General features: G+C 44.6%; 25 protein-coding genes and 1 pseudogene. 21 read left to right on the forward strand and 5 right to left on the reverse strand.

Annotated elements, in window-relative coordinates; genetic code table 11:
• The first annotated feature begins 518 nt into the window (after positions 1–518).
• Complete coding sequence (locus tag L3V43_RS18985) at positions 519–1535, forward strand: TAXI family TRAP transporter solute-binding subunit (protein WP_237117200.1); 1017 nt, start codon at positions 519–521, stop codon at positions 1533–1535.
• A gap of 36 nt (positions 1536–1571) precedes the next feature.
• On the forward strand, positions 1572–3656 hold the full coding sequence (locus tag L3V43_RS18990; protein WP_235368600.1) for a TRAP transporter fused permease subunit: 2085 nt from the start codon (positions 1572–1574) through the stop codon (positions 3654–3656).
• A gap of 49 nt (positions 3657–3705) precedes the next feature.
• Here the strand turns inward: L3V43_RS18990 and plsB are convergent, their stop codons facing one another.
• Positions 3706–6132, reverse strand: a complete 2427-nt coding sequence (gene plsB / locus L3V43_RS18995; protein ID WP_102055894.1) for a glycerol-3-phosphate 1-O-acyltransferase PlsB — start codon at positions 6130–6132, stop codon at positions 3706–3708.
• A gap of 472 nt (positions 6133–6604) precedes the next feature.
• Between plsB and rpsJ the strand changes: the two genes are divergently transcribed.
• The 13 genes and pseudogenes from rpsJ (at position 6605) to L3V43_RS19060 (ending at position 14322) form a co-directional block, all read left to right on the forward strand.
• Positions 6605–6916 carry a 30S ribosomal protein S10 gene (gene rpsJ, locus L3V43_RS19000; RefSeq protein ID WP_010376390.1) on the forward strand — a complete coding sequence of 104 codons (312 nt, stop codon included), beginning with the start codon at positions 6605–6607 and terminating at the stop codon, positions 6914–6916.
• A gap of 27 nt (positions 6917–6943) precedes the next feature.
• The gene (gene rplC, locus L3V43_RS19005) at positions 6944–7579 is read left to right on the forward strand and encodes a 50S ribosomal protein L3 (protein ID WP_010376387.1); all 636 of its coding nucleotides are present in this window, start codon (positions 6944–6946) and stop codon (positions 7577–7579) included.
• Between the two features lie 17 nt (positions 7580–7596).
• On the forward strand, positions 7597–8199 hold the full coding sequence (gene rplD / locus L3V43_RS19010) for a 50S ribosomal protein L4 (protein ID WP_088529602.1): 603 nt from the start codon (positions 7597–7599) through the stop codon (positions 8197–8199).
• The gene (gene rplW, locus L3V43_RS19015) at positions 8196–8498 is read left to right on the forward strand and encodes a 50S ribosomal protein L23 (RefSeq protein ID WP_095728987.1); all 303 of its coding nucleotides are present in this window, start codon (positions 8196–8198) and stop codon (positions 8496–8498) included. The genes rplD and rplW overlap by 4 nt, the downstream gene beginning before the upstream one ends.
• 17 nt (positions 8499–8515) lie before the next feature.
• Positions 8516–9340 (forward strand): 50S ribosomal protein L2, encoded by an 825-nt coding sequence (gene rplB, locus L3V43_RS19020; protein WP_010607737.1) that lies wholly within the window; start codon positions 8516–8518, stop codon positions 9338–9340.
• Positions 9341–9356: 16 nt separating this feature from the next.
• Positions 9357–9635, forward strand: coding sequence for a 30S ribosomal protein S19 (gene rpsS, locus L3V43_RS19025; protein WP_010376377.1), 279 nt, complete (start codon positions 9357–9359; stop codon positions 9633–9635).
• 12 nt (positions 9636–9647) lie between these two features.
• Entirely contained in the window at positions 9648–9980 is a 333-nt protein-coding gene (gene rplV / locus L3V43_RS19030) for a 50S ribosomal protein L22 (RefSeq protein ID WP_010376375.1), read from the forward strand.
• 12 nt (positions 9981–9992) lie between these two features.
• Positions 9993–10694 carry a 30S ribosomal protein S3 gene (gene rpsC / locus L3V43_RS19035; protein WP_010376374.1) on the forward strand — a complete coding sequence of 234 codons (702 nt, stop codon included), beginning with the start codon at positions 9993–9995 and terminating at the stop codon, positions 10692–10694.
• A 13-nt stretch (positions 10695–10707) separates the two neighbouring features.
• Complete coding sequence (gene rplP / locus L3V43_RS19040) at positions 10708–11121, forward strand: 50S ribosomal protein L16 (protein ID WP_095728988.1); 414 nt, start codon at positions 10708–10710, stop codon at positions 11119–11121.
• Positions 11121–11312: a 50S ribosomal protein L29 gene (rpmC, locus tag L3V43_RS19045; RefSeq protein WP_058031280.1), complete on the forward strand. Its 192-nt coding sequence runs from the start codon at positions 11121–11123 to the stop codon at positions 11310–11312. Before rplP ends, rpmC begins: the two co-directional genes overlap by 1 nt.
• Positions 11312–11569, forward strand: a complete 258-nt coding sequence (gene rpsQ / locus L3V43_RS19050) for a 30S ribosomal protein S17 (protein WP_023398452.1) — start codon at positions 11312–11314, stop codon at positions 11567–11569. The genes rpmC and rpsQ overlap by 1 nt, the downstream gene beginning before the upstream one ends.
• Before the next feature lie 264 nt (positions 11570–11833).
• Positions 11834–12008 (forward strand): annotated as a pseudogene (locus L3V43_RS19055) (30S ribosomal protein S17); the annotation flags it as partial.
• 361 nt (positions 12009–12369) lie between these two features.
• Complete coding sequence (locus L3V43_RS19060) at positions 12370–14322, forward strand: methyl-accepting chemotaxis protein (RefSeq protein WP_235368598.1); 1953 nt, start codon at positions 12370–12372, stop codon at positions 14320–14322.
• 6 nt (positions 14323–14328) lie between these two features.
• Here L3V43_RS19060 and L3V43_RS19065 read toward each other — a convergent pair whose 3' ends face one another.
• Positions 14329–14541, reverse strand: a complete 213-nt coding sequence (locus L3V43_RS19065) for a hypothetical protein (RefSeq protein ID WP_158299091.1) — start codon at positions 14539–14541, stop codon at positions 14329–14331.
• A gap of 166 nt (positions 14542–14707) precedes the next feature.
• Between L3V43_RS19065 and L3V43_RS19070 the strand changes: the two genes are divergently transcribed.
• Positions 14708–18166, forward strand: a complete 3459-nt coding sequence (locus tag L3V43_RS19070) for a PAS-domain containing protein (protein WP_237117201.1) — start codon at positions 14708–14710, stop codon at positions 18164–18166.
• Positions 18167–18170: 4 nt separating this feature from the next.
• Here the strand turns inward: L3V43_RS19070 and L3V43_RS19075 are convergent, their stop codons facing one another.
• Together L3V43_RS19075 and L3V43_RS19080 are read right to left on the reverse strand one after the other, a co-directional pair.
• On the reverse strand, positions 18171–18836 hold the full coding sequence (locus tag L3V43_RS19075) for a response regulator transcription factor (protein ID WP_235368596.1): 666 nt from the start codon (positions 18834–18836) through the stop codon (positions 18171–18173).
• 97 nt (positions 18837–18933) lie between these two features.
• Positions 18934–21216, reverse strand: a complete 2283-nt coding sequence (locus L3V43_RS19080) for a TonB-dependent receptor (protein ID WP_237117202.1) — start codon at positions 21214–21216, stop codon at positions 18934–18936.
• Between the two features lie 248 nt (positions 21217–21464).
• Between L3V43_RS19080 and L3V43_RS19085 the strand changes: the two genes are divergently transcribed.
• Genes L3V43_RS19085 through L3V43_RS19105 form a run of 5 tightly spaced genes read left to right on the forward strand, consistent with a single transcriptional unit; the run spans position 21465 to position 26107 of the window.
• On the forward strand, positions 21465–22769 hold the full coding sequence (locus L3V43_RS19085; RefSeq protein ID WP_193522345.1) for an SLC13 family permease: 1305 nt from the start codon (positions 21465–21467) through the stop codon (positions 22767–22769).
• Positions 22770–22784: 15 nt separating this feature from the next.
• Positions 22785–23963, forward strand: coding sequence for a homoserine O-acetyltransferase (locus L3V43_RS19090; RefSeq protein WP_237117203.1), 1179 nt, complete (start codon positions 22785–22787; stop codon positions 23961–23963).
• Between the two features lie 13 nt (positions 23964–23976).
• Complete coding sequence (locus tag L3V43_RS19095; RefSeq protein ID WP_235368592.1) at positions 23977–24732, forward strand: 3-hydroxybutyrate dehydrogenase; 756 nt, start codon at positions 23977–23979, stop codon at positions 24730–24732.
• An 8-nt stretch (positions 24733–24740) separates the two neighbouring features.
• Complete coding sequence (locus L3V43_RS19100) at positions 24741–25445, forward strand: CoA transferase subunit A (RefSeq protein WP_235368591.1); 705 nt, start codon at positions 24741–24743, stop codon at positions 25443–25445.
• Positions 25445–26107: a 3-oxoacid CoA-transferase subunit B gene (locus L3V43_RS19105; protein ID WP_237117204.1), complete on the forward strand. Its 663-nt coding sequence runs from the start codon at positions 25445–25447 to the stop codon at positions 26105–26107. The genes L3V43_RS19100 and L3V43_RS19105 overlap by 1 nt, the downstream gene beginning before the upstream one ends.
• A gap of 107 nt (positions 26108–26214) precedes the next feature.
• Here the strand turns inward: L3V43_RS19105 and L3V43_RS19110 are convergent, their stop codons facing one another.
• Entirely contained in the window at positions 26215–26820 is a 606-nt protein-coding gene (locus tag L3V43_RS19110; protein ID WP_010607750.1) for a PLAT/LH2 domain-containing protein, read from the reverse strand.
• Positions 26821–26983 lie beyond the last annotated feature (163 nt).

Here is a 26983-nt window from a genome sequence, read left to right on the forward strand (position 1 = left end):
GTTGTAGCAACAATCGAAGAGTAATCTTCGTAGCAGCGATTTTATATCGCGACCAGCAAAAAAGGTCGTTCTCTGATAAAGAGTACGGCCTTTTTTAATGCCTTGTAGATGCGATTTTATATCGCGATTTCAAAGAAAGAATTTTTGTGGTGGGAGCGAGTTTACCTCGCGATAAACTCTTTGTCGTAGCAGCGATTTTATATCGCGATCAATGAAAGGGTCATTCTCAAATAAGAAATACAGATTTCTTAATACCTCGTAGCAGCGATTTTAGATCGCGACCTGCGAACAGGGTCATTCTCCTATAAAAGCATCATTTCTGTCATTGTGATGTTTATAACGAACAACTCGATAATGTTCTTATATTTGCTTTCGATAGCTTAAAATCCATATTCTCACCATTTAATCTCCCTATTCTATATGCTGATATCCTGCCACCAGTCACGTAAAAATTTGGTTAATTGCGTAAAGGTGTGCACAATAAGCCCATATAAAACCTAAAATTAGGGAGTGTAAAGATGTTAGGTCTTTCGGCTCGAACAATTTCCGCTGTGCTCAGCATTACAATGTCGCTATGTACTTTTGCAAGTTTTGCTAATGTAGATAAAGACAGATCCTATATTTTGGCAACAGCCTCATCTGGCGGCACTTTTTATCCAGTAGGTGTCGCGATTGCGACACTAACTAAGCTAAAAGTCACACCGCAGCATGGCATGAGTGTCTCGGCCATTACCTCTGCTGGTTCTGGTGATAACCCTAAACTCATGCGCAATAAAGAAGCTGAACTGGCTATTCTACAGGGTCTTTACGGTGCGTGGGCGACGCAGGGGACGGGGGCAATGGCACCCGTTGGCAAACAAGATTATTTGCGTTCTGTGACTATGCTGTGGCAAAACGTAGAGCACTTTGTCATTGCTAAGAAGTATGCCAAAACGGGCAACGTCTCAGATTTGAAAAACCTATATTCACAAGGGTTTGGTATTGGTAAGCGTAATTCTGGAACGGAAGGTTCTGGGAAGCACATCATGGCTGCACTGGGCGTTGATAGTGACAAATTCACTTTGGTGCATAAAGGTTACGCGGGCTCTTCTAGCGCTCTACAAAATGGTCAGATTGCGGGAATGAATATTCCAGCAGGAGTGCCTGTCAGCGCTATTACAAGTGCTTATGCAGCCGATGCCAATGGTATCACGGTGCTGGATTTTACTGATGAGCAGCTAAATAAAGTCAACGCTGAGGTAGAACTATGGTCACGCTTCGAGATCCCAGCTAACACTTACCCCGGCCAAACTAACGCAATCAAAACGATTGCGCAGCCAAACTTTCTTGCTGCACATAAAGACATGAGTGAGGAAGATGTATATCTACTCACCAAGGCAATTTATGAAAATTTAGTCTTTCTTCAAACCATCCATAAAGCGACTAAAGCCATGGCGATAGAAAAGGCACTCATGGGACTGCCTGCTAAGCTACATCCCGGCGCGCTGAAGTATTATAAAGAAATAGGTATTGCCGTACCTGCTCATCTGCAGTAACGCCGCCAACTAAGTAAAACGGGATAGTATCTATCAATGAGTAATAGTAGCAATGAGCAAAGCACATTAGCAGCACCAACAGCAGATCGTGAGCGGATCGCTTTTTATTTAGCGATACTCACGAGTCTGTTGCACCTCTATTTTAACTTGGTCGCCACTTGGCCGGATAACTATATTTCAGCCATTCATTTCATGCTATTTGGTAGCATTATCTTGCTCACCTTGCCACTTAGAGTTGGTAAATTAGCAGTGCTTTCTAGCGTTATTGATATCGGGCTGTTTATCGGTTTAATCGTGAGCTGTGGCTATCTTGTTCTGTACAGTGATGCGCTGGCTGCGCGTAATTATGAATTTGCTACGGCTGACTGGATAGCTTCTTTCACCGCTGTACTCCTCGCGCTTGAGTTGGTCCGGCGCTGTATGGGCTGGTTTATCCCGATGATGATCCTACTGGCGATGAGTTATGTACTGTTTTTGGGACAGTATATTGATGGCGTGTTTCATTTCGCTGGTTTAAGTGCAGAAACTATTTTGTTTCGCAATTACTTTGATGACGGCTTGTTTGGACCTATTGCTAAAATCTCTTGGACGTTTGTTTTTATGTTTATCTTGTTTGGCGCATTTCTAGTCCAAGCAGGAACTGGGGATTTTATCATTCGCTTTGCCAATGCGCTTGTTGGTCGCATGGTTGGCGGACAAGGGCTTGTTGCTGTCGTGAGCTCGGGTATGATGGGCTCCGTATCGGGCTCTGCTATCGCGAATACAGCGGCGACTGGGGTGATCACCATTCCATTAATGAAGAAAGCTGGCTTTCCTGCAAAGTTTGCGGCAGCAGTTGAAGCGGGAGCATCGACGGGAGGTCAGCTGATCCCGCCGATTATGGGGGCTGGTGTATTTGTGATGGCCTCCTATACTCAAATTCCTTATCTTACGATAATTGCGGCGGCCTTTGTTCCCGCACTGCTTTATTTCGCATCTATCGCCATCTTTGTACGTATTCAAGCTACACGTTTGAATATCCAGCCAGCATTAGAGTCAGGGCAATTGAGTGCTTGGCAAGAGCTGAAGTCCGGTTGGCATCATTTATTACCTATCGTGTTGCTCGTAACATTGATGATTTATGGCTTTACGCCAACTTATGCAGTCAGCATTGCGACGCTCAGTGTGTGTCTGTTTTCTTTGTTTTCACCTGCGCCGATGAGGTGGTCAAAGATTTTGGCTGCGCTTGCAAATGCAACTGAAAACAGCGCCAAGACAGCAATATTATTGGTGGCCATTGGCATGCTGGTTAATTGTATTTCGATCAGCTCATTAGGGGTTACTTTTTCTCTAATGATAAATGAATGGGCGGGAGCAAGCTTGATACTGTTGTTGGTATTGATTGCACTGGCCTCGTTAATTATCGGTATGGGACTGCCCGTGACGGCATCATATATTGTGTTGGCAACGCTTTCTGCACCGGCTTTGTATGGCTTGATCAGCCAGTCTGCACTGGTAGAGATCATAGTAAATGGTCAACTCAATGACACTGCGACGATGATGATGAGTATGATGGCGCCAGCACTAGGTGAGATATACAACCAGCCAAATATTACCACGGCTCAAGTGTTTACTATTTTGGCAAGCTTGCCGCCAGAGGCTATTGATATTATTCGCAGTAGCCAATTTGATACCACGCATTTAGCCATGATGTTACTCTCTGCCCATATGATTATTTTTTGGTTATCGCAAGATAGCAATGTGACACCGCCAGTATGTTTGGTCGCTTTTACCGCTGCGGGAATTGCCAAAACACCGCCGATGGCAACAGGTATAGAAGCATGGAAAACGGCCAAAGCATTATACATCGTTCCTTTACTGTTTGCTTATACGCCGTTTATTGGAGGGAGTAACTTTGAGATCATGCAGGTTTTTTTCACCGCGCTTATAGGGATGTACGCTTTGGTAGCAGCGATATACGGTTATGCAGAGGCGAAGCTCAATAAGCCAATTAGGATGGTGCTAGCGCTTTTAGGTATCGCTTTAGTTTGGCCGCATCAAATGATCTCTGTAGATATAGCGGCGGCACTATGTGTTATTGCTGTTGTTATAAAGCAAGTAGTAGATAATCGTCTAACTTAAGCTTTGCTATGCACCATAAAGTAGGCCCCTAAATTGGGGCCTTATGATATTAGACGATATGCTGAATAGACTGATGTATTCGAGCAGGTAGCAGGGTTTTTAAGTACTGCTCTAAAGTATGTAGTGATTCTGTGCCGCGAATGCCCACGGCTTCATCTTGTTCTATAAAGCCTTGCTCTTTTAGACTAGTAACAAACGCACTGAGCACTTTTTTATCAAAAAACTCTGGGCTTTTGATACCGTGTAAAGTTCCTAGTCGGTCGGCAAGAAGTGCACTTTCTTTTTCAAGCTCGCTACGACTTAATCCTTGATGACGCTTAACGAGGTTAATCGTGATTGCATAGCGTTCAAGCGTTAAGTGGATCACTTTACCTAGCATTTCTAATTGTGCCAATGCGCTACCATCTTTGTTAACTGAGGCAAGGTGACCATCAAAGGTGATCAGATCCTTAGCCGCAAAGTATTCAAAAATGGACTCTATATATCCTGTCTTAAGGTCTGTTAAGAACCACTCTTTTGCAAACAAGGGATACAACAGCGCTACCTCTTTGCGGCACTCATCAACAGTCAAGCTGTAGCGATTGAAGAGCTGCTGAGCGATTAAGCTTGGTACGGCAAACAGGTGCAGAATATTGTTACGGTAATAATTAAGCAGAGCGCGTTCTTTTTCCTTAACACTAATGATGCTGCCAAAACTGTCTTCAATAATATCGAACTTATCAAGCTTAAGCGCATGATCGAGTAGGCCCTCAGGACTCGAATCTGGCACCGTCGCATTGTCGTGATAAGGTGCATGTCTGTGTAGTCCAAGATACAAATCGAGCTGTTGTAGCAGTTGTGATTTAGGCAATGCAAATTGCTCGTTACTCAGCAAAATTGTCGCAAGCAAATTAACTGAGTTCAGTGCTGCTGAGTTATTTATCTCAGTCATGATGACATCAGCGAGATCGGCAACTTGCTTGTTCAGCCAAGCTGGCTTTTGAGTTTCGGTGGGGTGGATAGAATCACGCCAATCTGGTTGATGTTCATTTAAAAATTGGTTGACTGATATCGGATCGCCAAAATTTAAATACCCTCTACCATAGTTTTTAAGGTTCTTAATCGCCTTAAAAATACCAAAGATAGACTCATTTTTCTTACTGTTGCCAGCCAGCTCTTTGAGGTAGGTGTTGATCTCCATAACATGTTCGTAGCCGAGATAAACGGGCACTAATGATATAGGTCTATCAATGCCGCGAAGCATAGATTGCAGTGTCATTGCCAGCATCCCCGTTTTTGGTGGTAGTAGACGACCTGTACGACTGCGGCCGCCTTCGGTATAAAACTTAACGGAATACCCTTTGATAAATAACTGACTTAAATATTCCTTGAATACCGCGGAATAGAGTTTGTTGCCCGAAAAAGAGCGGCGAATAAAGAAGGCACCACTACGACGGAAAATCGGGCCCGCAGGGAAAAAGTTGAGATTAACGCCAGCTGCGATATGCGGTGGTACTAAACCCTGATGGTAAATCACATAAGTTAGAAGCAAGTAATCCATATGGCTACGATGACATGGCACGTAAATGATCTCGTGTCCTTTGTCCGCAAGTGCTTGTACTTTGTCTGAGTTATTAACTTCAATACCATTATAAAGCTTGTTCCACAGCCAAGTGAGGGCCCTGTCAGCTACGCGCACCATGGCGTCTGAATAGTTTGCGGCTATTTCGTCTAATAATCTAAGTGCTTGTAATCTCGCTTCTTCCTGACTTAGACCTTTTGCCTTTGCTTCTTCTGCAATGGCCTTTTTAATGCTTTGCGACGCTAAGATAGAATTAAATAGCTGCTCACGTGATGGTAATTTGGGGCCGGTAGCAGCCAACTTTTGACGACGGAAGTGCACGCGTGCAACGCGCAGCAGCTTATGTGGCAGCTCCTCAACGTCTGCTTTATCGTTTAACAATTGGTTGAGTTCAATCGGGCGGGAAAATCGAACAAAGTTATCCCTGCCTGAAAACAAGATCACAAAGCATTTGCGTAGCCAGCTCGGTGTTAATGAGTTGGATAATAAGGTTCCCACACCAGGCTTTTCTTTACCTGGATTACGACCCCACAATATAGTGACTGGAATAACTTGCGCATCGGTATTGTCGTTATCTTTTAAGGCTTCAAAAATCGCTTTGCTATGTTCAAGCGCATCACTTGGTTTATGACTATTACCAAAGACACTTGGCGGAGTCTGGATCCCAACAAAACGATTGAGCTCTTTATTGCCAATTCGCGCTTTTTGAGACGGCCTTGGTAAACCAAGCTTTTTACACATAACGTCTAGCGCGACCATGTCTGATACCGAGTCGAGTCTCGCTACATAAAATGTGGGAATGCTGGGATCTAGCTCGTAATCCTCAATGGGATGCTCTGGCAATACTTTACTTTTAACAAAAAGCCAGTTGCTACAGCGAGCGATGGTTGTTAGCAAATAAGAAAAAATCTGCATGGGAATACCGAACAATTATCATTAACCATAGAATACCAAGATTTAACTGGACTGACCATTTTCAAAGGTGTCATCCATGTTTTCCTGCCGCAATATATCTATGGAAGATTAACAGAAGCAAATGCTTGAGTAGAGTGAATTTTGCTCTAAGTGCTTTTTGTGAGTGAAATATTGTGTATGTTCAATGCGCTTTATCTGCGCGACAGCGCCTACGGATCCGAGCGATGATAAAATTACTTTGTATTAGTTGTTGCATTTATCACCAATATCACTATAATATGCAGACTTTCTTGACCATAGTGTCTAGGAAAGTAAATGAAAGGTCTGGATTTCAGGCCCTATGAACAGGAACTCCAATTGTGAGTTCAACGGTAGAAATAAATTAACAACCGACTTCTCAGGAATAATTGAGTTAGTCTCGGTCGTTTTTTTATGCTCTTTTTAAATGCTCTTTTTATTTTGAGGTTTAAGAATGTCAAATCAACGCATTCGTATTCGCCTAAAAGCTTTTGACCACCGTTTGATTGACCAATCAACGGCGGAAATCGTGGAAACAGCGAAGCGCACTGGTGCACAGGTTCGTGGTCCAATCCCACTACCTACGCGCAAAGAACGTTTCACAGTATTGATCTCTCCGCACGTAAACAAAGACGCGCGTGATCAGTATGAAATCCGCACCCACAAACGTCTGATCGACATCGTAGAACCAACTGACAAGACTGTAGACGCTCTAATGCGCCTAGACCTTGCTGCTGGTGTTGATGTTCAAATCAGCCTGGGTTAATCGGAAGATTAGAGAGGTTTTAGGAAAATGGCATTAGGTCTAGTCGGTCGTAAAGTGGGTATGACACGTATCTTCACTGAAGATGGTGTATCTATCCCTGTGACAGTTATCGAAGCGACTCCTAACCGTGTTACGCAGATCAAATCTGACGCAACTGACGGTTATAACGCGCTTCAAGTTACTGCAGGCGAGAAAAAAGCAAGCCGTGTAAACAAACCAGCAGCGGGTCACTTCGCTAAAGCTGGCGTTGAAGCGGGTCGCGGCCTGTGGGAATTCCGTCTTAACGGCGGTGAAGGTGAATTTGAAGTAGGTTCAGAGCTAACTGTTGAACTTTTCACAGAAGTGAAAAAAGTAGACGTTACTGGTACTTCAAAAGGTAAAGGTTTCCAAGGTGGTGTTAAGCGCTGGAACTTCAGCATGCAAGACGCAACTCACGGTAACTCTCTATCTCACCGTGCTCCTGGTTCAATCGGTCAAAACCAGTCTCCTGGTAAAGTTTTCAAAGGTAAGAAAATGGCCGGTCAAATGGGTAATGTTCGTTCAACGACACAGAACCTTGAACTAGTACGTGTTGACGCAGAGCGTAACTTGCTTTTAGTTAAAGGTGCAGTACCTGGCGCTATCGGCGGTGACGTTATCGTTAAACCAGCTGTTAAAGCATAAGTCCTGGAGATTTAGTGATGGAATTAGCAATTAAAGGCGCTGGCGCGCTTGAAGTTTCCGAAGCTACTTTTGGACGTGAGTTTAACGAAGCATTAGTACACCAAGTAGTTGTTGCTTATGCAGCAGGTGCTCGTCAAGGTACTAAAGCTCAACTGACACGTTCTGAAGTACGCGGTGGTGGTAAGAAACCATTCCGCCAAAAAGGTACTGGCCGTGCACGTGCTGGTACAATCCGCAGCCCAATCTGGCGCAGCGGTGGTGTGAGCTTTGCAGCTAAGCCGCAAGATCACAGCCAAAAAGTTAACCGTAAAATGTATCGCGGTGCGATCAAGAGCATTCTTTCTGAGCTTGTTCGTCAAGATCGTCTAGTAGTTGTTGAAAACTTTGGTCTAGAAGCACCAAAGACTAAAGAACTAGTAGCTAAGCTTAAAGAACTTGAGCTTAAAGACGTACTAATCGTGACTGAAGAAGTAGATGAGAATCTATTCCTTTCTGCACGTAACCTGTACAAGGTTGACACGCGTGACGTAGCTGGCATCGACCCAGTAAGCCTAATCGCTTTCGATAAGGTTCTGATTACTGCTGCTGCTGTTAAGCAACTTGAGGAGGCGCTAGCATGATCCGTGAAGAACGTCTTTTAAAAGTAATCCTTGCTCCACACATCTCTGAGAAGAGCACTGTATCTGCTGAAGAAAACAACACTATCGTTTTCAAAGTAGCTAAAGATGCAAACAAAGCAGAAATCAAAGCTGCTATTGAAAAGCTTTTCGAAGTAGAAGTAACTGGTGTTCGCACTCTAAATGTTAAGGGTAAGACAAAGCGTACTGGTATGCGTTTTGGCCGTCGTAGCGATTGGAAAAAAGCATACGTTACTCTTAAAGAAGGTAGCGAGCTAGACTTTGTCGGCGGCGCCGAGTAATAAGGGGAGTTAGAATTATGGCACTTCAAAAGTGTAAACCAACTTCTGCGGGTCGTCGTCACGTCGTTAAAGTGGTTAACCCTGATCTACACAAGGGTAAGCCTTACGCTCCGCTATTAGAGAAAAACTCTAAATCAGGTGGTCGTAACAACAACGGTCGTATCACGGTTCGTCACATCGGTGGTGGTCATAAGCAGCACTACCGTGTAATCGACTTTACACGCACAAAAGATGGCATTCCAGCTAAAGTTGAGCGTCTAGAGTACGATCCAAACCGTAGCGCAAACATCGCTCTTGTATTATATGCAGACGGTGAGCGTCGTTACATTATTGCACCTAAGGGTCTTAAAGCAGGTGATGCAATCCAATCTGGTGTTGATGCACCAATCAAGGTTGGTAACACACTACCTATGCGTAATATCCCTGTAGGTTCTACTGTACACAACGTTGAACTTAAACCTGGCAAAGGTGCACAAATTGCACGTTCTGCTGGTGCTTACGTACAGATCCTTGCTCGTGAAGGTCAATACGTAACACTACGTCTTCGCTCTGGCGAAGTTCGTAAGGTTGAGTCTGATTGTCGTGCGACTCTTGGCGAAGTAGGTAACGCAGAACACATGCTACGTTCACTAGGTAAAGCTGGTGCAAATCGTTGGCGTGGTATCCGTCCTACAGTTCGTGGTGTTGCCATGAACCCGATTGACCACCCACACGGTGGTGGTGAAGGTCGTACTTCTGGTGGTCGTCACCCTGTATCTCCATGGGGCGTACCTACTAAAGGTTACAAGACTCGTAAGAACAAGCGTACTGATAAGTTTATCGTACGTCGTCGTACTAAATAATAGTTGAGGAATTGCCATGCCACGTTCTCTCAAGAAAGGTCCATTTATTGACCTACACTTGCTGAAGAAGGTAGAGAAAGCGTTGGAAAGCGGTGACAAGAAGCCAATTAAAACTTGGAGCCGTCGTTCAATGATCATACCTAACATGATCGGATTGACCATCGCTGTCCATAATGGTCGTCAGCACGTTCCTGTGTTCATCACAGACGAAATGATCGGTCACAAACTGGGTGAATTTGCACCTACACGTACTTACCGCGGTCACGCTGCGGATAAGAAAGCTAAGAAGCGTTAATCGGAGGGTATGATGGAAGCATTAGCTAAACACAAATTCGCCTCTGGTTCGGCGCAGAAAGCACGTCTAGTGGCAGATCAGATCCGTGGACTTCCGGTTGATCGCGCGCTAGAAATCCTGGCGTACAGCCCGAAGAAAGCGGCTGTATTAGTTAAGAAAGTACTTGAGTCTGCTATCGCGAACGCGGAGCACAACGAAGGTGCTGACATTGATGAGCTTAAAGTGGCTAAAGTATTTGTAGACGAAGGTCCTACAATGAAACGTATTATGCCACGTGCTAAAGGACGCGCAGACCGCATCCTTAAGCGTACAAGCCACATCACTGTTGTGGTATCGGATAGCTAGGAGATATAAGTAATGGGACAAAAAGTTCATCCTACTGGTATTCGCCTAGGTATCTCAAAGCCTTGGGTATCTACTTGGTACGCGAATACAAAAGATTTCTCTGAACAGCTTTTTGGCGATCACAAAGTACGTCAATACCTTACTAAGGAATTGAAAAGTGCTTCTGTAGCTAAGATCGTTATCGAGCGTCCAGCTAAATCAATCCGTGTAACAATTCACACAGCTCGTCCTGGTGTTGTTATCGGTAAAAAAGGTGAAGATGTTGAAAAGCTTCGCCAAGCTGTAACTAAGCTTGCTGGTGTACCTGCGCAAATCAACATCGCAGAAGTACGCAAGCCAGAGCTAGATGCACAATTAGTTGCTGACGGTATTTCTTCTCAGCTAGAGCGTCGTGTTATGTTCCGTCGTGCTATGAAGCGCGCAGTACAGAACGCAATGCGTCTAGGTGCTAAGGGTATCAAAGTTGAAGTAAGCGGCCGTCTAGGCGGTGCTGAAATCGCACGTTCTGAGTGGTACCGTGAAGGTCGTGTACCTCTACACACTCTACGTGCTGATATCGACTACGCAACTTCAGAAGCTTTGACCACTTACGGTATCATCGGTGTTAAGGTTTGGATCTTCAAAGGCGAAGTAATTGGTGGTCTTCCACTAGTTCAAGAGCAAGAGAAGCCAGCTAAACGTGCGCCGAAGAAAGCTAAAAAAAGTGCTAAGTAAGAGGTAGCGACTAATGTTACAGCCAAAACGTACAAAATTCCGTAAGGTACACAAAGGCCGCAACCGTGGTCTGGCTACCAGCGGTAACAAAGTTAGCTTCGGTTCTTTCGGCTTGAAAGCGACTGGCCGTGGCCGTATGACTGCTCGTCAAATCGAAGCAGCTCGTCGTGCTATGACACGTCACGTCAAGCGTCAAGGTAAAATCTGGATCCGTGTATTCCCAGATAAGCCAATTACAGAAAAACCGCTTGAAGTTCGTATGGGTAAAGGTAAAGGTTCTGTTGAATACTGGGTTGCTGAAATTCAGCCTGGTAAAGTTCTTTACGAAATGGAAGGTGTTTCTGAAGAGCTTGCTCGTGAAGCATTTAACCTTGCTTCTCGTAAACTACCATTCAAGACAACTTTCGTAACTCGGACGGTAATGTAATGAAAGCTAGCGAATTAAAAGACAAAAGCGTAGAAGAGCTAAATGCTGAACTTCTAGAGCTACTTCGTGAGCAGTTTAATCTGCGCATGCAAGCGAGCACTGGTCAGCTAGCTCAAACTCACGAACTGAGAAAAGTACGTCGCAACATTGCGCGTGTTAAAACGGTTATTAACCAGAAGGCAGGTGCATAATGAGCGATAAGATCCGTACTCTTCAAGGTCGTGTAGTAAGCGATAAAATGGACAAATCAATCGTTGTTGCTATCGAGCGTCAGGTTAAACACCCGATCTACGGTAAGTTCATCAAGCGTACAACTAAGTTGCACGCACACGATGAAAACAACACGGCACTAGCAGGTGACGTCGTGACTATTCGCGAATGTGCGCCAATCTCTAAGAAAAAATCTTGGACGCTAGTTGACGTGATTGAACGTCCTAAGAAAGCTTAATTTTAGTTTTTAACTAAATTAGACTTTTGATAAAGCCCCAGCATCAGCTGGGGCTTTTGCGTTTCTGGATAGCTCTTATAAGCAGCTATCGAGCACCAATTGTATTAGGTAAATGAGCAATTTGAAGCGGAGAAATAGCTTTAGTAGCTAGGCAAAAATTTTGCTATTTAGTTGTTCTAAATGAGAAATTTTTAACGACGCTAATATGGTATTTCACCCTTCAAATTGATTGGAGACTTAGTGCAATTGGTATAACCACCCGATCTACGGTACTCTTTATAGAAAGAAAGCATCAAGCGTACAACTAAGTTGCACGCACACGATGAAAACAACACAGCTACTCACAGGTGACGTCGTGACTATTCGCGAATGTGCGCCAATCTCTAAGAAAAAATCTTGGACGCTAGTTGACGTGATTGAACGTCCTAAGAAAGCTTAATTTTAGTTTTTAACTAAATTAGACTTTTATAAAGCCCCGGCATCTGCTGGGGCTTTTGCGTTTATGGATGTATGTTTGAGCGCAACGAAGATGGTTGGTTATTACCTCTATATACTTATTTGTTCCAGAGTAGATAGTTTTATCGCAGTGCTGGACGTAATACGCCGCTCCTTATTCAACAAGCCAATCATAAATATGGAGCATTAAAGGTCGTTACTTTACTTTGTTCGATTTTTAATCGGTACATTTCTTTACTAAATCAAAAAACACGACAATGATTATTGTATTAAATACAAGCTAATAGTTTTGGCATCTATGAATGCTGATAGGCTTATCTATAAATACAATGTCAGGTGCTTTTATGCTTTCTAAGTTAAGGTTAAGCCAACAATTATCTACTTCATTTGGAGTAATGATTGTACTTATGGTTGCACTCTCTAGCGTCGCTTATGTTGGATTGAATGGCGGTTATAGTAATTTTGTTGAGTATCGCTCTTTGGCAAGGGCTAGCAATCTAGCAAGTACATTAGAAGCGAATTTGCTCTCGCTTAGGATCAATGTGCTGAATTATTTGAAGCAGCAATCAAAAGACGATATTGAACAATTTGAACAGAAGGTAAGGCTTTTACATGATGAACTAGCGGAAGCCAAGGAGGCCCTTAGTCAAAAAGAAAGCAAGCAGCTTATTGAAAAAAGTGAAACAGCTTTGGTTACATATGAAACTGCTTTTAGGGAGATTATGGCACTTTATGGTCGTAGAAATACTGTGGTTCATGACGGGCTGGATAAAATAGGCCCTCAAATGCGCAAGAATATTTCGCAATTAATAGAATCTAGCATTGATATGAGTGACTTTGAAGGACTTGCCGCTGCTACACATATGCAGGAAAAGCTGCTGCTAGGAAGACTTTTCGTAACGAAATTCTTAGTGAGTAACCAGTTAAATGACTACAACAGAGCCATGGATGAACTAAAGCAAGAGAAGATGTTTCTAACTCAGTCTAAGTCTAGGTTTATGAATGAAAATGCAAAAAATTTACTGCTTGATATAGAACAATCAGGAGAACGCTACTTAGATGGAGTGAGAGAAGTACAAGATATTATCACAGAGAGAAATCGACTGATTACCGAAGTACTAAATATTAATGGTCAAAATATCGCAGAGCATTTGGCACGTGTGAAAGAATCGATCAAGGAAAGACAGGATGAATTAGGTCCCATAGCTCAAAGTGAGAGTAGGAAGACAGTAACAGTTATTATTGCAGTATCTGTTGTGGTAATTTTGTTAGGCTGCTTTTTAAGTTGGTATATCACACGACTAATCAAAGCCCCTATTGGTGGGGAGCCAAAAGAAATCGCAGAAGTGGCATCAAGGATAGCCAGTGGCGACCTCACAATACAGTTTGACAGGGGGGAATCGGTGAGCGGTATTTATTTGGCAATGCGTGATATGGCTGACAAACTAAAAGCCATCATTGCAGAAATTCAAAGCTCCACGCATGCATTATCTTCCTCGTCGGAAACTCTTAGTGCTATCACCTCCCAGTCTAAACAAGGAGCAGATAACCAAATGGAGCAACTCAGTCATAGTGCTGTTTCGATGAATGAAATGGCTGCTACGATTGCTGAGATAACCCAAAGTGCTCAACTCGCAGCGGATGCCGCGACCGATGCGGATTCTCAATCTAATTCAGGTGTTCAAGTTGTTGTTGCAACACAGCAAGCAATGGAAGGTCTAGTTGGTAAAATAGAAAATGTTAGCAAAACCATTGAGAATCTTGAACAAGAAACAGAGTCGGTAGGTTCTATTTTGGATGTTATCAGGGGTATCGCGGAGCAAACTAATTTGTTGGCGCTCAACGCAGCGATTGAAGCCGCAAGAGCAGGCGAACAAGGGCGAGGCTTTGCCGTAGTGGCTGACGAGGTGAGAAGCCTTGCGAGTCGCACCCAGAAGAGTACAGACGAAATTCAAGAGATGATCTCTAAATTGCAAAATGAAGCGAAGCGCTCCGTTGGCATGATGCGAGATAACGTTAAAGATGCTAAAGATACAGCAGACAAATCGGCGAAAACGGATGAAGTGTTACAAGCTATTTCTTCATCTGTGAGCACAATTAAAGATATGAATCTACAAATTGCCAGTGCTTCTGAGGAGCAAAACACGGTTACACAGCAGCTTTCGCAAAGTGTGACAGAAATCAGTGAAACTGCACAAGAGACTGCTACGGGAGCCGAGCGCGCGTCAGATGAAGCATTATCGCTGCTGTCTTTATCCCGCACACTCGATAAGTCGGTGAGCAGTTTTAGATTATAAGTACTGTTAGCAAATTCGGCTATAGTCTGGCTGACACATTAACGCCGGCAAGGTTTGGCAAGCTATATCAGAACCACACGTCCTTTCTCTAATCGATGTGGTTGCTGGAGTTGGCCATGAACCCGTTCCACCATTTATCCGTGGAGTATGTTGAGGAGATAACTGCGTGTTAATGTCTGATAGGTTCTTAAGACGTTTTTTGTTTAACTTAAATTGCATTGTCAATTTCCTTTTCTGTTAACGTTAGGTAAATATTTTTGTTTTAAAAGTAATCATTAGTCAATTGCAAAAAATTCATAGGTCCGGAGGGGATAGCACTAAAGTGTGCTGTTTTTTTACAGTACAGCCGTTATGCTAGAGCAAACAATAAAAAATCATCACAGTTATGTTTTCTATCGGGCTGATCAGTCTTATTGCGCTGCTTTATTTAGCGCTTTTATTTACCATTGCATGGGGCGCAGATAGGGCGAGTACTAAATTTAGATCTTATCGTGCCAAGCAAGTTACCTATGCCTTGTCACTAGGGGTGTATTGCACCTCTTGGGCGTTTTTTGGTACTACCGCGCAAGCGGCAAATAATGGCTGGTGGCTTGCCCCAACTTATGTTGGCACGATTTTACTGTTTATATTTGGTTGGCAAGTCTACACACGAATTGCCGAAATATGCCGCCAGCAGCAGCTCACTTCCATGGCGGACTTTATTGCCACTCGTTACGGTAATTCTTCTAGTTTGTCTGGACTCATTTCTCTGATCTCTGTTATTGCGGTTGTGCCCTATATTGCACTTCAGCTTAATGCCACCAGCGCCAGTATCGGTATGCTAACAAGCGACACCCAGCGGGTGAGTGTCACGTTTTGGCAGGATAGTACTTTTTATATCACCTTGCTGTTAGCTTTGTTTGCCATTTTGTTTGGCACACGTAGGCTGAGACCGAGTGAGCATAACCCAGGGTTGATGACTGCAATCGCCTTTGAGTCATTAGTTAAGTTGCTGGCGTTTATTGCCGTTGGTGTCTACGTCTGTTTTGTACTCTTCGAGTCGCCCACTCACTTATTTAGCCAGGCGGATCAGCAGGGAATTGCCAAGCAAATAGAGGCAACTGCTAGCCCAACCTATGTTTATTTAGTCCATGTTCTCTTAGGGATATTGGCAACGCTGTGTTTGCCGAGGCAGTTCCATACCTCTTTTATTGAATATGATGAACAAAACCAATTTAAGACCGCACGCTGGTTGTTTCCCGTTTATTTGTTGCTAATTAATTTGTTTATTTTGCCAATCGCCTACGCCGGACTGGTGTATTTTAATGGTCAAGATGTTGGCTACGATACGTTTGTGCTTGCCTTACCACTGGGATCTGATGCACCGTTAGTCGCTTTGATAGCCTTTTTAGGAGGGTTCTCTGCGGCAACGAGCATGGTGATAGTCTCAACCATCGTGCTATCTATTATGATCACCAATGACTTTATCAATCAATTTTTGTTGCGCCGCTCGCAGTTAAATTCGAGCCATCGGGGCTTATCTAAGTTTAATCTGCTCAATGCTCGACGGATGGTCATTGTTGGCATTTTATTACTGAGTTACGCCAGTCATCGCGTGCTGGCTGAGGGCAACACGTTGGCCAATATGGGGCTCATGTCATTTGCCTTGGTTGCGCAGTTTGCGCCCGCTATGGTGGTTGGTTTATGGTGGCGTGGGGCTTCATGCTTAGGCGCGCAATTGGGGATTGTGACGGGGTTTGCTATTTGGTTTTACACGCTGTTGTTACCGAGCCTCATTAGTGGCTTTAACTTCGAAAGTCACTGGTTGAGCGCGGGGCCTTTGAATATCACATGGTTAGCACCTTTAGACTTTTTGGGTCTGGGGTTAGACAGTACTAGCCAGTCCGTCCTGATCTCTTTAAGTGCAAATTTGTTGGTTTATTTGCTGGTGCCGTTTATTTCATCCGCACGTCTTGCTGAGCGCTTACAAAGCAATAAATTTGTAATGCCGTCCAAATCTGTACAGTCCGCTAACACGGTATTGAGTTACCAAGACTTGGCAACATTACTGCAGCGCTTTAGCGAGCAAGCGCGTGCGCAGCAGCTTGTTGAGCTTCATTTTCCTAAAGAACCTGCAAACTGGAAACTGCCAGCGCCATTGCAAGTTGAAAATATGATCGAACGGGAGATGTCGACGCTCGTTGGCGGGGCATCTGCGAAACTGATTTTAGATGTCGCCAAAGATGAAAAACGCCAGCCTTTAGAGCAAGTTGCAGAATTTGTCGATGAAGCGTCACAGGTGCTACGTTTTAATCGCGACTTACTGCAGTCGACGATAGAAAACGTCAGTCAGGGGATAAGTGTAGTAGATAGCCAACTGCAATTGGTCGCTTGGAACCAGCGCTACGCAGAAATGTTTAATTATCCAGACAATGCGCTGTTTATTGGTCGTCCTGTGGCTGAGCTTATTCGTTACAATGCGCAGCGTGGGCTATTTGGTGATGCTGATGTCGAGCAGCAAGTAGAGAAGCGTCTATCACATTTACGACGAGGCAATGCATATCGCTACCGCCGTGAGCACCACGATGGCCGAGTGTTTGAAATGCAAGGTAACCCATTGCCTGGCGGTGGATTTGTAACGACCTATACGGATATCACTGAGTTTGTAAAACAACAATCCTTACTAGAGCAAGTTAATGTGAACCTAGAAGAAACAGTCGCGGCAAGGACTAAAGAGTTGATAGATGCCAACCGAGCTTTATCTTCTGCTAAGCGCCAAGCAGAGCATGCAACGGAGAGTAAAACCCGCTTTTTCGCCGCAGCGAGTCATGATCTGTTACAGCCATTTAACGCAGCGAGCCTGTTTTGTTCATTGATGAGTGAAAAGGCCCAAGGGACCGACTTAGCTGAGCTTTCGCAAAGCATCAAAAGTTCATTGGCAAGTGCTGAAGAACTGTTGTCGAGCATTCTTGAGCTCACAAAGTTAGAGGCTGGGGCGTTTAAGGTTAATCGCTCGCGCTTTGCATTGTCGTCACTGCTGGAACCATTGGAAAATGAATATGGGGCGGTTGCGAAAGACAAAGGATTAGCGTTTGCAGTGCAGGTTTGTGATGTCATGCTCTACACCGATAAAGCACTGCTAAAAAGGGTATTGGGAAACTTACTGAGTAACGCTATCCGTTACACTGAGTCTGGTACGGTAAGACTTATTGCTGAATGTCAGGGGGAGAGTGTTTCTATCATTGTTGAAGACACAGGCGTGGGCATTGCAAAGCAAGATCAGGACGCCATATTTCAAGAGTTCAAACAGCTTCACAGTAAAGAGCTAGCGCAGGGGTTAGGACTTGGACTTGCGATCAGCAAACGAATTTGCGAAGTGTTGGAAATTCCCATCACCCTTGGGTCACAACTTAATAAAGGCACACAATTTACCTTAACACTGCCAAGTTTTGGAATGCAGACGGATCAAAAGACCGAAGTAACCGCTGACAAGCCCAGCGGTGATTCGCAATTATCGGGTCTATCTATTTGGTTGCTAGATAATGATGCCAACGCACTTAATGCATTATCTCAAGTATTACTAAGTTGGGGGTGCCAAGTAGCTGTGGCGCGAGATGAAGCAGAGCTTAGCGCGCTGCAAGCAACGAGTCGTGCAGATATGCTGATCGCGGATTATCAGCTTGATCATGGTGTCACGGGACTTGAGGTGATAGCAGCGCTTAAGCTTGATGATATGCCAATCATTATTAACACGGCTAACCACGACGAGGCTATTCGCGAGCGAGTGAGTGATGCAGGGATCCCATTACTCTATAAACCACTTAAAACGCCAGCCCTAAAGCGCATGATTAAGCGACTAATCTAGTTGTTTATGTGCTCGCTTCATCGTCGAGATGCACATCCGTAGCCAGCTGATTAAAGAGGATCCCAGCTTGGGTGCGGTTATACACATTGAGCTTTTTTAAAATAGCTGAAACATGCTGTTTGATGGTGGTCTCTTGAATCGACATTGCATACGCAATCTGCTTATTCAAAAGGCCGTCGGCAATCATGGTTAATACTCGATATTGCTGGGGAGTTAGCTTTTCTAAATTACGCGCAAATTGCGCTTGTTCGCTGTCATTTTCAGGCGCGATATCCACGATTTCGGGTAACCAAGTTTCTCCTTCAATAACGAGCTTGATGGCATCACTGATCACCTCTAGTGAGGAAGACTTGGGAATATAAGCGCTTGCCCCGAGGGCAATGCATTGGCTAATAACGGCTGCCGATTCGTTGGCTGAAACCATGATCACTAATATGTCTGGGTATTGATTTCTTAACCGGGCAAGACCTTCGAGACCTTTCGCGCCAGGAATAGATAAGTCCAAAAATACTAGCTCTGTTTCAGGATGCGCGAGCAACATCTCGAATAAGCTGTCTAAGGTACTGGCTTCTTTGATAGGGTCATGACCAATCGCTTGTGCAGCGGCTTGTTTGAGTGCGCTGCGAAATAATGGGTGGTCATCAGCGATAATTGCTTGCACCTGAGGCATCCTTAACTAACTCCTAGTATCCGTTGTTATAGGGTATTTCCAAAACTACATCAAGTGATTGAGATAGCGAGGCTCCCTTGCAGCCTCGCTTTCGGTGCTAAAAACGATAACCCACGGTAAGCGAAACGGTTCTTGGGTCGCCAAAGTAGCCTATCAAAGTATTATCACCACCAAGCCCCGGCGTGTACTTACTCACATTACTCGGATCGCTCGGGTCTGGTGTCACGAACTGATAGCCTCCTATCATATATTCTTTATCGGTCAGGTTTTTCCCATGAAGACCAACACGCCAATTGCCGTCTGTGCTATACCAATTAATACTCAGGTTGACTAAACCATAGCTATCCTGCGTCAGTAGGCTATCTTCCTCAAATAAGACATAATCACCACGATGGTAGTAGCTGGCATTGAATACCCAATCGCCAATATCACTGTAGAGTTTGTATGTCGCCCCAAGGTTAAAAGTTAAATCAGGGGTGTTAGAAATACTAAAGCGGTCTGATTTGTCAAATGTCGCGCCTGTGTCTGGGTTAGTGTCGAGTACCTCTTCGAAGTCGCTGTCTATATATCCTATTGCGGCGTCAAAACTCAGCGCCTCTGTAGCGACATAGCTCAGCTCGGCTTCAATACCATTTGCTGTAGACTTACCAATGTTGCCAAGTCGTTGGTTTAGATCGGCAGAAGTTGCACCGGGCAATACGGAAATATATTGGCGGTCTTTGTGATCTAACGTGAATAGCGTGATATTGGCTCTTAGATTATCGTTCCACTCGCTTTTCATTCCGATTTCGAATGAATCTACGATTTCAGGGTCTGCAGCAGGCTCTGCGGTGCTGGCTCTGGGGTTGAAGGTGCCGGATTTAAATCCTTGAGCATAGCTGGCAAAGAACATAATATCGCGGTTGTATTGATATTCCACTCCCACTCTTGGTGTAAACCGTGACCAATCTTCTTCATCGTCAAGCACTGACGGTACGAGTTCACCAGCAGGGCGTGTATAACCTGGGATCCAATTTGATTCGGGATACACGACATCAAAGACCAAACCATTGCTGACTTGTGCCTCTTTGCTGTCTTTAGTATAACGAGCGCCCAATGTGAGCGACCACTGCTCTGCTAAATCAATGGTGCCTTGAATGTACGCGGCTTTACTATTTGAGTTGTTACAACCACTGACTTCTCGCGTAAGACCAGGAGCGCCCAAGCTTTGTCCTAACACTTCCAAAATTGCTTGGAATTGACCGCATGATTCGCCATCGTAATAATATAGACCTGAGACAAATTTATAGCCGTTACCTGCATGGCTTAGCTGTATCTCATGCGTGGTTTGCTCGTCATCATAAATGGCGGGTACATCAAAGATCCGTAATGGCGTATTATCAAAGTCGATATTGGTCGGGGAGTAACTATCTCGGCTAGCACCGATGTATTTTATTGTGGTGGCGTCAGAAAGATCCCAGCGAGCGGTCAAACTATATCCCTCAAGCTCGACTTTATTCCAGGTTGGCATACTGGTGTAAGAATCAAATACGCTGTCGGGCACGGGGGCGTCAGTCAGTAAGCTCGGCAACAAGCGATAACCCCCTTTAGAGTTGGAGTCATCGTCGGTTTTATCCCATGCTAACCGGAAGAACAAATCGTCGCTTGGACGATATTCCAAAGTTAACCGCGCAGCTTGAATTTCTTTATTGTAGTTTTCCTTGTCTTGGCCGGGTAGCGTTGAAACCTTGAACTCGCCAAAACCATCTCGATTCAAAGTAGCAAAGCCATAACCTAGATAGAGCGTGTCTTCCACGAGCGGCAATTGACCTGTGATCTTAAGATCGCGTTGATTATAACTACCAACCGTTCCCTCCACGTTAAATGTCGCATCGCCAGACATTTCCTTAGTGACATATTTTATTGCACCACCAATGGTGTTTTTGCCATATAGCGTTCCTTGCGGTCCTCGTAGTACTTCAATCTGTTGTACATCAAGGAGGTCGAGTACGGCCCCTTGTGGCCTTGCTAAATAAATGTCATCGACGTAAATGCCGACACCAGGTTCATAACCCCATAATGGGTCTTGTTGCCCCACACCACGAATAAAGGCAGTGAGGGTAGAGTTAGTACCTCGACTAGCTTGAAGCGTGGTATTGGGTGAAAACTGCTGGACTTCAGAAAGTACCGAAATGCCATTTTCGAGTAGATCGGTTTCACCGATAGAAGTCACTGCAACTGGAACGGTTTGAAGGTTTTCTACCGTCTTACGCGCCGTGACTTCGATGCGTTCTAGCTTGCCTTCTGATTGTGTTGCTTGTTCTGCTGCCGCTGGGCTGACTTGAGTTGCGAGTGTAATAGCCAACGCGATAGCTGAATATCTAGGTTGGTAAATGTTCATCCTGTGATCCCTATTATTGTCATTTTGGGTGCTTGTTGTCACACCAAAGCATAGGAGAGTTGTAAAGTTTTTCTATTAGTACCTTAGTACTAATGCCTTGATACGCTAGGATTAACACGGGGTGTAGGGCTTCTATAACCTTAGTACTATGGTTTTTATTGCGCCTGCACGCCACACTGATATTCATCAACAGTATGCCCAACACATCAACTTATAACGGGCATTAATAACAATAAAAGGAAGCCCTTATGCTCAGTATGCTTGGACTGGCAGGAGGACTTGGCCTGCTTATTTGGCTAACTCTCCGTGGCGTAAACTTGTTTATCGCAGCTCCATTGTGCGCTTTATTGGTCGCATTAACGAGTGGCGTTGCACTATTTCCCACAGAAGCTGTAGAAAGCAGCTTTCTTACACTTTATATGGATGGCTTTGCTGGCTTTTTGAGTGCTTGGTTTTTCATGTTTTTGCTTGGCTCTTTGTTCGGTAAGTTCATGGAAGACAGTGGTGCTGCCGACAGCGTGGCACGTTATATTGTCGACAAGTTAGGTATGAAACATGCGGTATTAGCGGTGGTGATTGCCTGTGCGGTACTAACGTATGGCGGCGTCAGTGTTTTTATTGTCGCTTTCTCTGTCTACCCTATGGCGCTCAGCTTATTTAAAGATGCCAATTTACCAAGGCGCTTTATTCCCGCAACTCTGGCCTTCGGCTCGGTCACCTTCACCATGACTTCGGCAGGCTCCCCTGAAATTCAAAACTGGATCCCAATAAAATATTTAGGTACGTCGCCTTATGCGGCTTGGGAAGTCAGTCTAGTGGTTGCCACGTTTATGGCTATTACTGGCTATTGGTGGTTGAAAAAGATGATAGCCAAAGCGGTGGCAAATGGAGAGCACTTTGAGGCGAAAGAAGACGACCCTGAAATCCATGAACGTAACTATCCTCATCCAATCACTGGCGTACTACCTCTAATCGTGGTGTTGATCTTATCTTTTACACTTCATGATGTGTTGCAGCAAAGTGCACTCATTGTAGCTCTACTTGGTGGTGTACTCAGTATTGTCGCGATTAACTTTAAGCATTTTCACAACATGGGTGCTGCGATTAACTTAGGTACAACAGGTGCGCTAGTTGCTATCGGTAATACTAGTGCAGTGGTTGGTTTTGGTGCGGTAGCAAAAAACACCGAGGCATTTCAATTAGCGGTCGATATGATGACACAGATGCCCGGTAATGAGCTACTTGGCGCCGCTGTGGCGGTAAGTGTAATAGCCGGTTTAACTGGTTCGGCATCCGGTGGGCAAGCTATTGCGTTACCTTTAGTGGCACCGCACTACATTGATGCGGGTGTCAATCCAGAACAATTACATCGTGTTGTAGCTATTAGCTCAGGCGCTTTGGATACCTTACCGCACAACGGTTATGTGGTCACAACTATTCGCGCCATCTGTAAAGAAACACATCAACGAGCATATTGGTCCATGGCGGCGTTGACTGCGGTCGTGCCGCTGGTGGGCGTTGCCCTCGCATTAACCCTATTCATCTTATTTTAACGGAGAGATACAGCAATGAAGCGGATTTTCCTGTTACTTTTGTTCGTTGCCAGCAATATTGTCTATGGCAGTGAGACAAACAAACCTATGCTGGTTGAAAAGCGGTCATTTACACTCGCGCATTTTACTACGGAGTCTGGAGTCAGCATTCCTGACGTTAAGGTCGGCTGGGAAAGCTATGGCAAATTAAATGCCGACAAAAGCAATGCAATTTTGATCACGCATTTCTTTTCTGGCACATCTCACGCTGCGGGTAAGTATCGAGAGTCTGACGTATTGGCAGGTTACTGGGATGCCATTATCGGCCCGGGTAAAGCGATAGATACTAACAAGTACTTTGTGATAAGCGCAGATACTTTGGTCAATGCAAACTGGCATAGTAAAGATGTGATCACGACGGGCCCGGCGTCTATTAATCCGAAAACAGGCAAACCTTACGGCTTGGATTTTCCCGTGGTGACTATCGGTGATTTTGTTGAAGTGCAAAAGCAACTACTGGATAGCTTAGGTATCGACAAACTACATGCGGTGATGGGCGCGTCTATGGGGTCTTTCCAAGCGTTAGAATGGTCGGTGCGCTATCCCGAAAAAGTGTCACGTTTAATTCATGTGATTGGCGCGGCAAAGATGGATGCTTGGACCGTTGCGGCGTTAGAGAAATGGGCTTTACCTATCCGACTTGATCCAAATTGGCAGGGCGGGGACTACTACGACGGGGAAAGGCCGCTTGCTGGACTCACGGCCACGATGCTTAATATTACTCAAGACGCGATGCACCCCGCTATTTACAACGCCAGTTTTCCAGACTTTATTGTGCTTGATCCCAAAGCAAAACAAGATATTCGTCAGCTTCCTAAACTCAGCCAAACGCTAGCCACACGCGCACGAGAGAGGGCCGAAACGCAAGATGCGAATTCTATCTTGTATTTAGTCCGCGCCTCGCAATTATACACCGCAGGCATGCAAGGTAATTTTGATAGCGCTATCGATAAAATCACAGCAAAGGTTTTGTTGATGCCTGCAAGCAATGACTTGTTATTAAGGCCTGAGCCCATTCGTAAGTTAGCAGAAACCCTTAAAGCCAAGAATAAAGACGTGCAAATTACAGAGATAGAAGGCGTTTGGGGGCATTTAGACGGTATTTTTTCAATTCAATCACAGGCTGACACCATTGCTCAGTTCTTAGCAAAATAATCAAGGAGTGACGATGAAGACGGCGTTGATCACAGGGGCTGCAAGTGGCATTGGTCGCTATATCGCGATGGCCCTGAGCAAACAAGGTTACAGCTTATTGCTCGTAGATTTGAACTTAGCGCAAGCACAGACGGTAGCCGAGTCTATCGTCTGTGACGGAGGAAATGCACAAGCGTTTGCACTCAATATCGCTAATAAGCAAGACATCGCTGACTTTATCCGTCAGCACGATAACATTGATGTGCTTATCAATAACGCAGGCGTGCAACATGTTGAAGCACTAGAGCATTATCCAGAAGATAAATGGCAATTGCTGCAAGACGTGATGCTAACAGGCCCGGCCATGTTGTGTAAGGCGGTATTGCCGCATATGCGTAAAGGAGGCTTTGGTCGCATCGTCAATATTGGTTCTATCCATGCTCTAGTTGCTTCTAAATATAAGTCTGCTTATGTCGCTGCAAAACATGGGTTAATGGGATTTGGCAAAGTATTGGCGCTGGAAACCGCAGACTGCGATATCACCGTGAACACCATTTGCCCCGCTTATGTAAAAACCCCATTGGTAGAAGAGCAAATTACCGCGCAAGCGAAACAGCATGGGATCAGCGAAGATGAAGTGATAAACAATATCATGTTGGCGCCAATGCCGAAAAAGGCCTTTATAGGGTTGGATGAGATTGCTCATGCCGTCAATTTTTTACTCGCAAATGAGTCACGCAACATTACTGGTCAAGCCATAGTGCTGGACGGCGGCTGGACAGTGCAATAGGAGGAATGATGGCTGGATTTGATAAGGTAGTCGTAAGCTACGAAGAAGCAATGGCAGGACTGTGTGATGGCATGACCGTGATTGCAGGGGGCTTTGGTTTGTGTGGGATCCCTGAAGGTTTGATAAGCCAAATACGCCACTCGGGCACAAAGGACTTAACCGTGGTTTCTAATAACTGCGGAGTAGACGGGTTTGGTTTAGGGATTTTGCTTGAGGATAAGCAGATCCGCAAAATGGTGGCTTCTTATGTGGGGGAAAACGCCTTGTTTGAGCAGCAGTTATTGAGCGGTGGATTGGAAGTTGAATTAACTCCACAAGGGACACTTGCAGAAAAGATGCGCGCAGGTGGAGCTGGGATCCCCGCTTTTTACACCGCAACAGGCGTTGGTACACCCGTCGCTGAGGGTAAAGAGGTAAAAACGTTTGGTGATAGAGAATATATTTTAGAGCCGAGTATTACGGGAGACTTTGCCATTGTAAAAGCGTGGAAAGCAGACCGTTTTGGCAACTGTATTTATCGCCACACCGCCATGAACTTTAACCCGATGGCCGCAACAGCTGGAAAAATTACTGTCGTTGAAGTGGAAGAAATAGTTGAGCCCGGCGAAATCGAGCCGAGCCAAATTCATACCCCCGGAATTTATATCGACAGAGTGATTCTAGGACAGTTCGAAAAACGCATCGAAAAACGTACTGTGAAGGAGCAAGCATAGTGGCACTAACCAGAGAGCAAATGGCCATGCGAGTGGCACAGGAATTAAGAGATGGGTTTTATGTCAACCTTGGCATTGGGATCCCCACGCTGGTGGCCAATTATGTGCCACAGGGCATGGATGTGATGCTGCAATCGGAAAACGGCTTATTAGGCATGGGCGCTTATCCAACTGAACAGGAAGTGGATGCGGATATGATCAACGCGGGTAAGGAAACCGTTACGGCCCGTACAGGAGCTGCCATTTTTAGTTCGGCAGAAAGCTTTGCAATGATCCGTGGCGGTCATGTGGACCTGACAGTGCTTGGCGCTTTTGAAGTAGATCAGCACGGTAATCTTGCCAGCTGGATGATCCCAGGTAAGCTTATCAAGGGCATGGGTGGCGCGATGGATCTTGTCGCTGGGGCTAAAAATATAATTTGTACCATGACGCATGCGAATAAACAAGGCGAGTCCAAGCTACTACAGCACTGCAGTTTACCGCTCACCGGCGTAAACTGTATCAATAAGATAGTAACCGATCTTGCGCTGCTTGAAGTCAAAGGTGGTGCGTTTCATTTACTTGAGCGAGCTCCCGGTGTTAGCATCGCGGAAATACAAGCCAAAACCGCTGGTATATTGATTTGCCCAGATGACGTACCGGAGATGGCGTTTAGTACATAGGATTATTTACCTACCGTAGCTGGTTTTACGCTACGGTAGGTGTGCTATTAAAGAGTGAACTATTGAAGTGATAGCTCACTTTAAATTTTAACGGTGTAAAGTAATGCCTATTGTAATCTTCTAGTTGAAGTTAGACCGACGGATTTCGAGATCCAACGATTGAACTGAGCTGTAGCGATTTCACCCGAACATGTGTCTTCAACAGAAATACGCTCCACAAACCAGCCCGCTTTGTCACCGGCATTATTGCTATTGATTGTGAGTGTTGAGTTACTCAATTGACCGCCGTTAGGTAAATAAATATAGAAATCATCTACGGAGCCTTTTTCAAAGTCATCTCTGCCCGTATCGTCTAAGTATTTCCATGGAGACGTTGAGCCACCGACCCAATTAATCTTCACTTTAATATCTGCATCAGTTCCCGCAGCTCTGATAGTTGAAGTATAAACAGTAACGATATACTCAGTGTTTTGGCCTTGACAAAAAGATGCGCGCTCTAGTAGCTTTTCAGGCTCACCATTGCCAAACTCCAATACATATTCTTGTATATAGCTTTCTTCATCTTGATAATCATACTGCTCCATTTTTGCTTCAAAGTCAGATACACTTTTAGAAATCTTTGATGTAGGGAGTTTTTCAATTTGCTCTTGGGCAAAAGATATAGGGGAGAGAACTAATCCAGCTACCAACAGGGGTTTTAAAATATATTTCATTTAAAAATTTCCTTTTTTAATTTAAATAATTTATCTCATAACTTACCTAAATATGAGACAGCTATAAGCTATCAAAAATCTTGATTTGTATCAAATTTGTTTTGTTTTTGTTTGGTAATTGTTATTTTTGTTTTGCAATTAATCTGTCTGGAAAATAACCAGA

It is taken from the genome of Pseudoalteromonas sp. L23 (assembly GCF_021728455.1).
Lineage (GTDB): Bacteria > Pseudomonadota > Gammaproteobacteria > Enterobacterales > Alteromonadaceae > Pseudoalteromonas.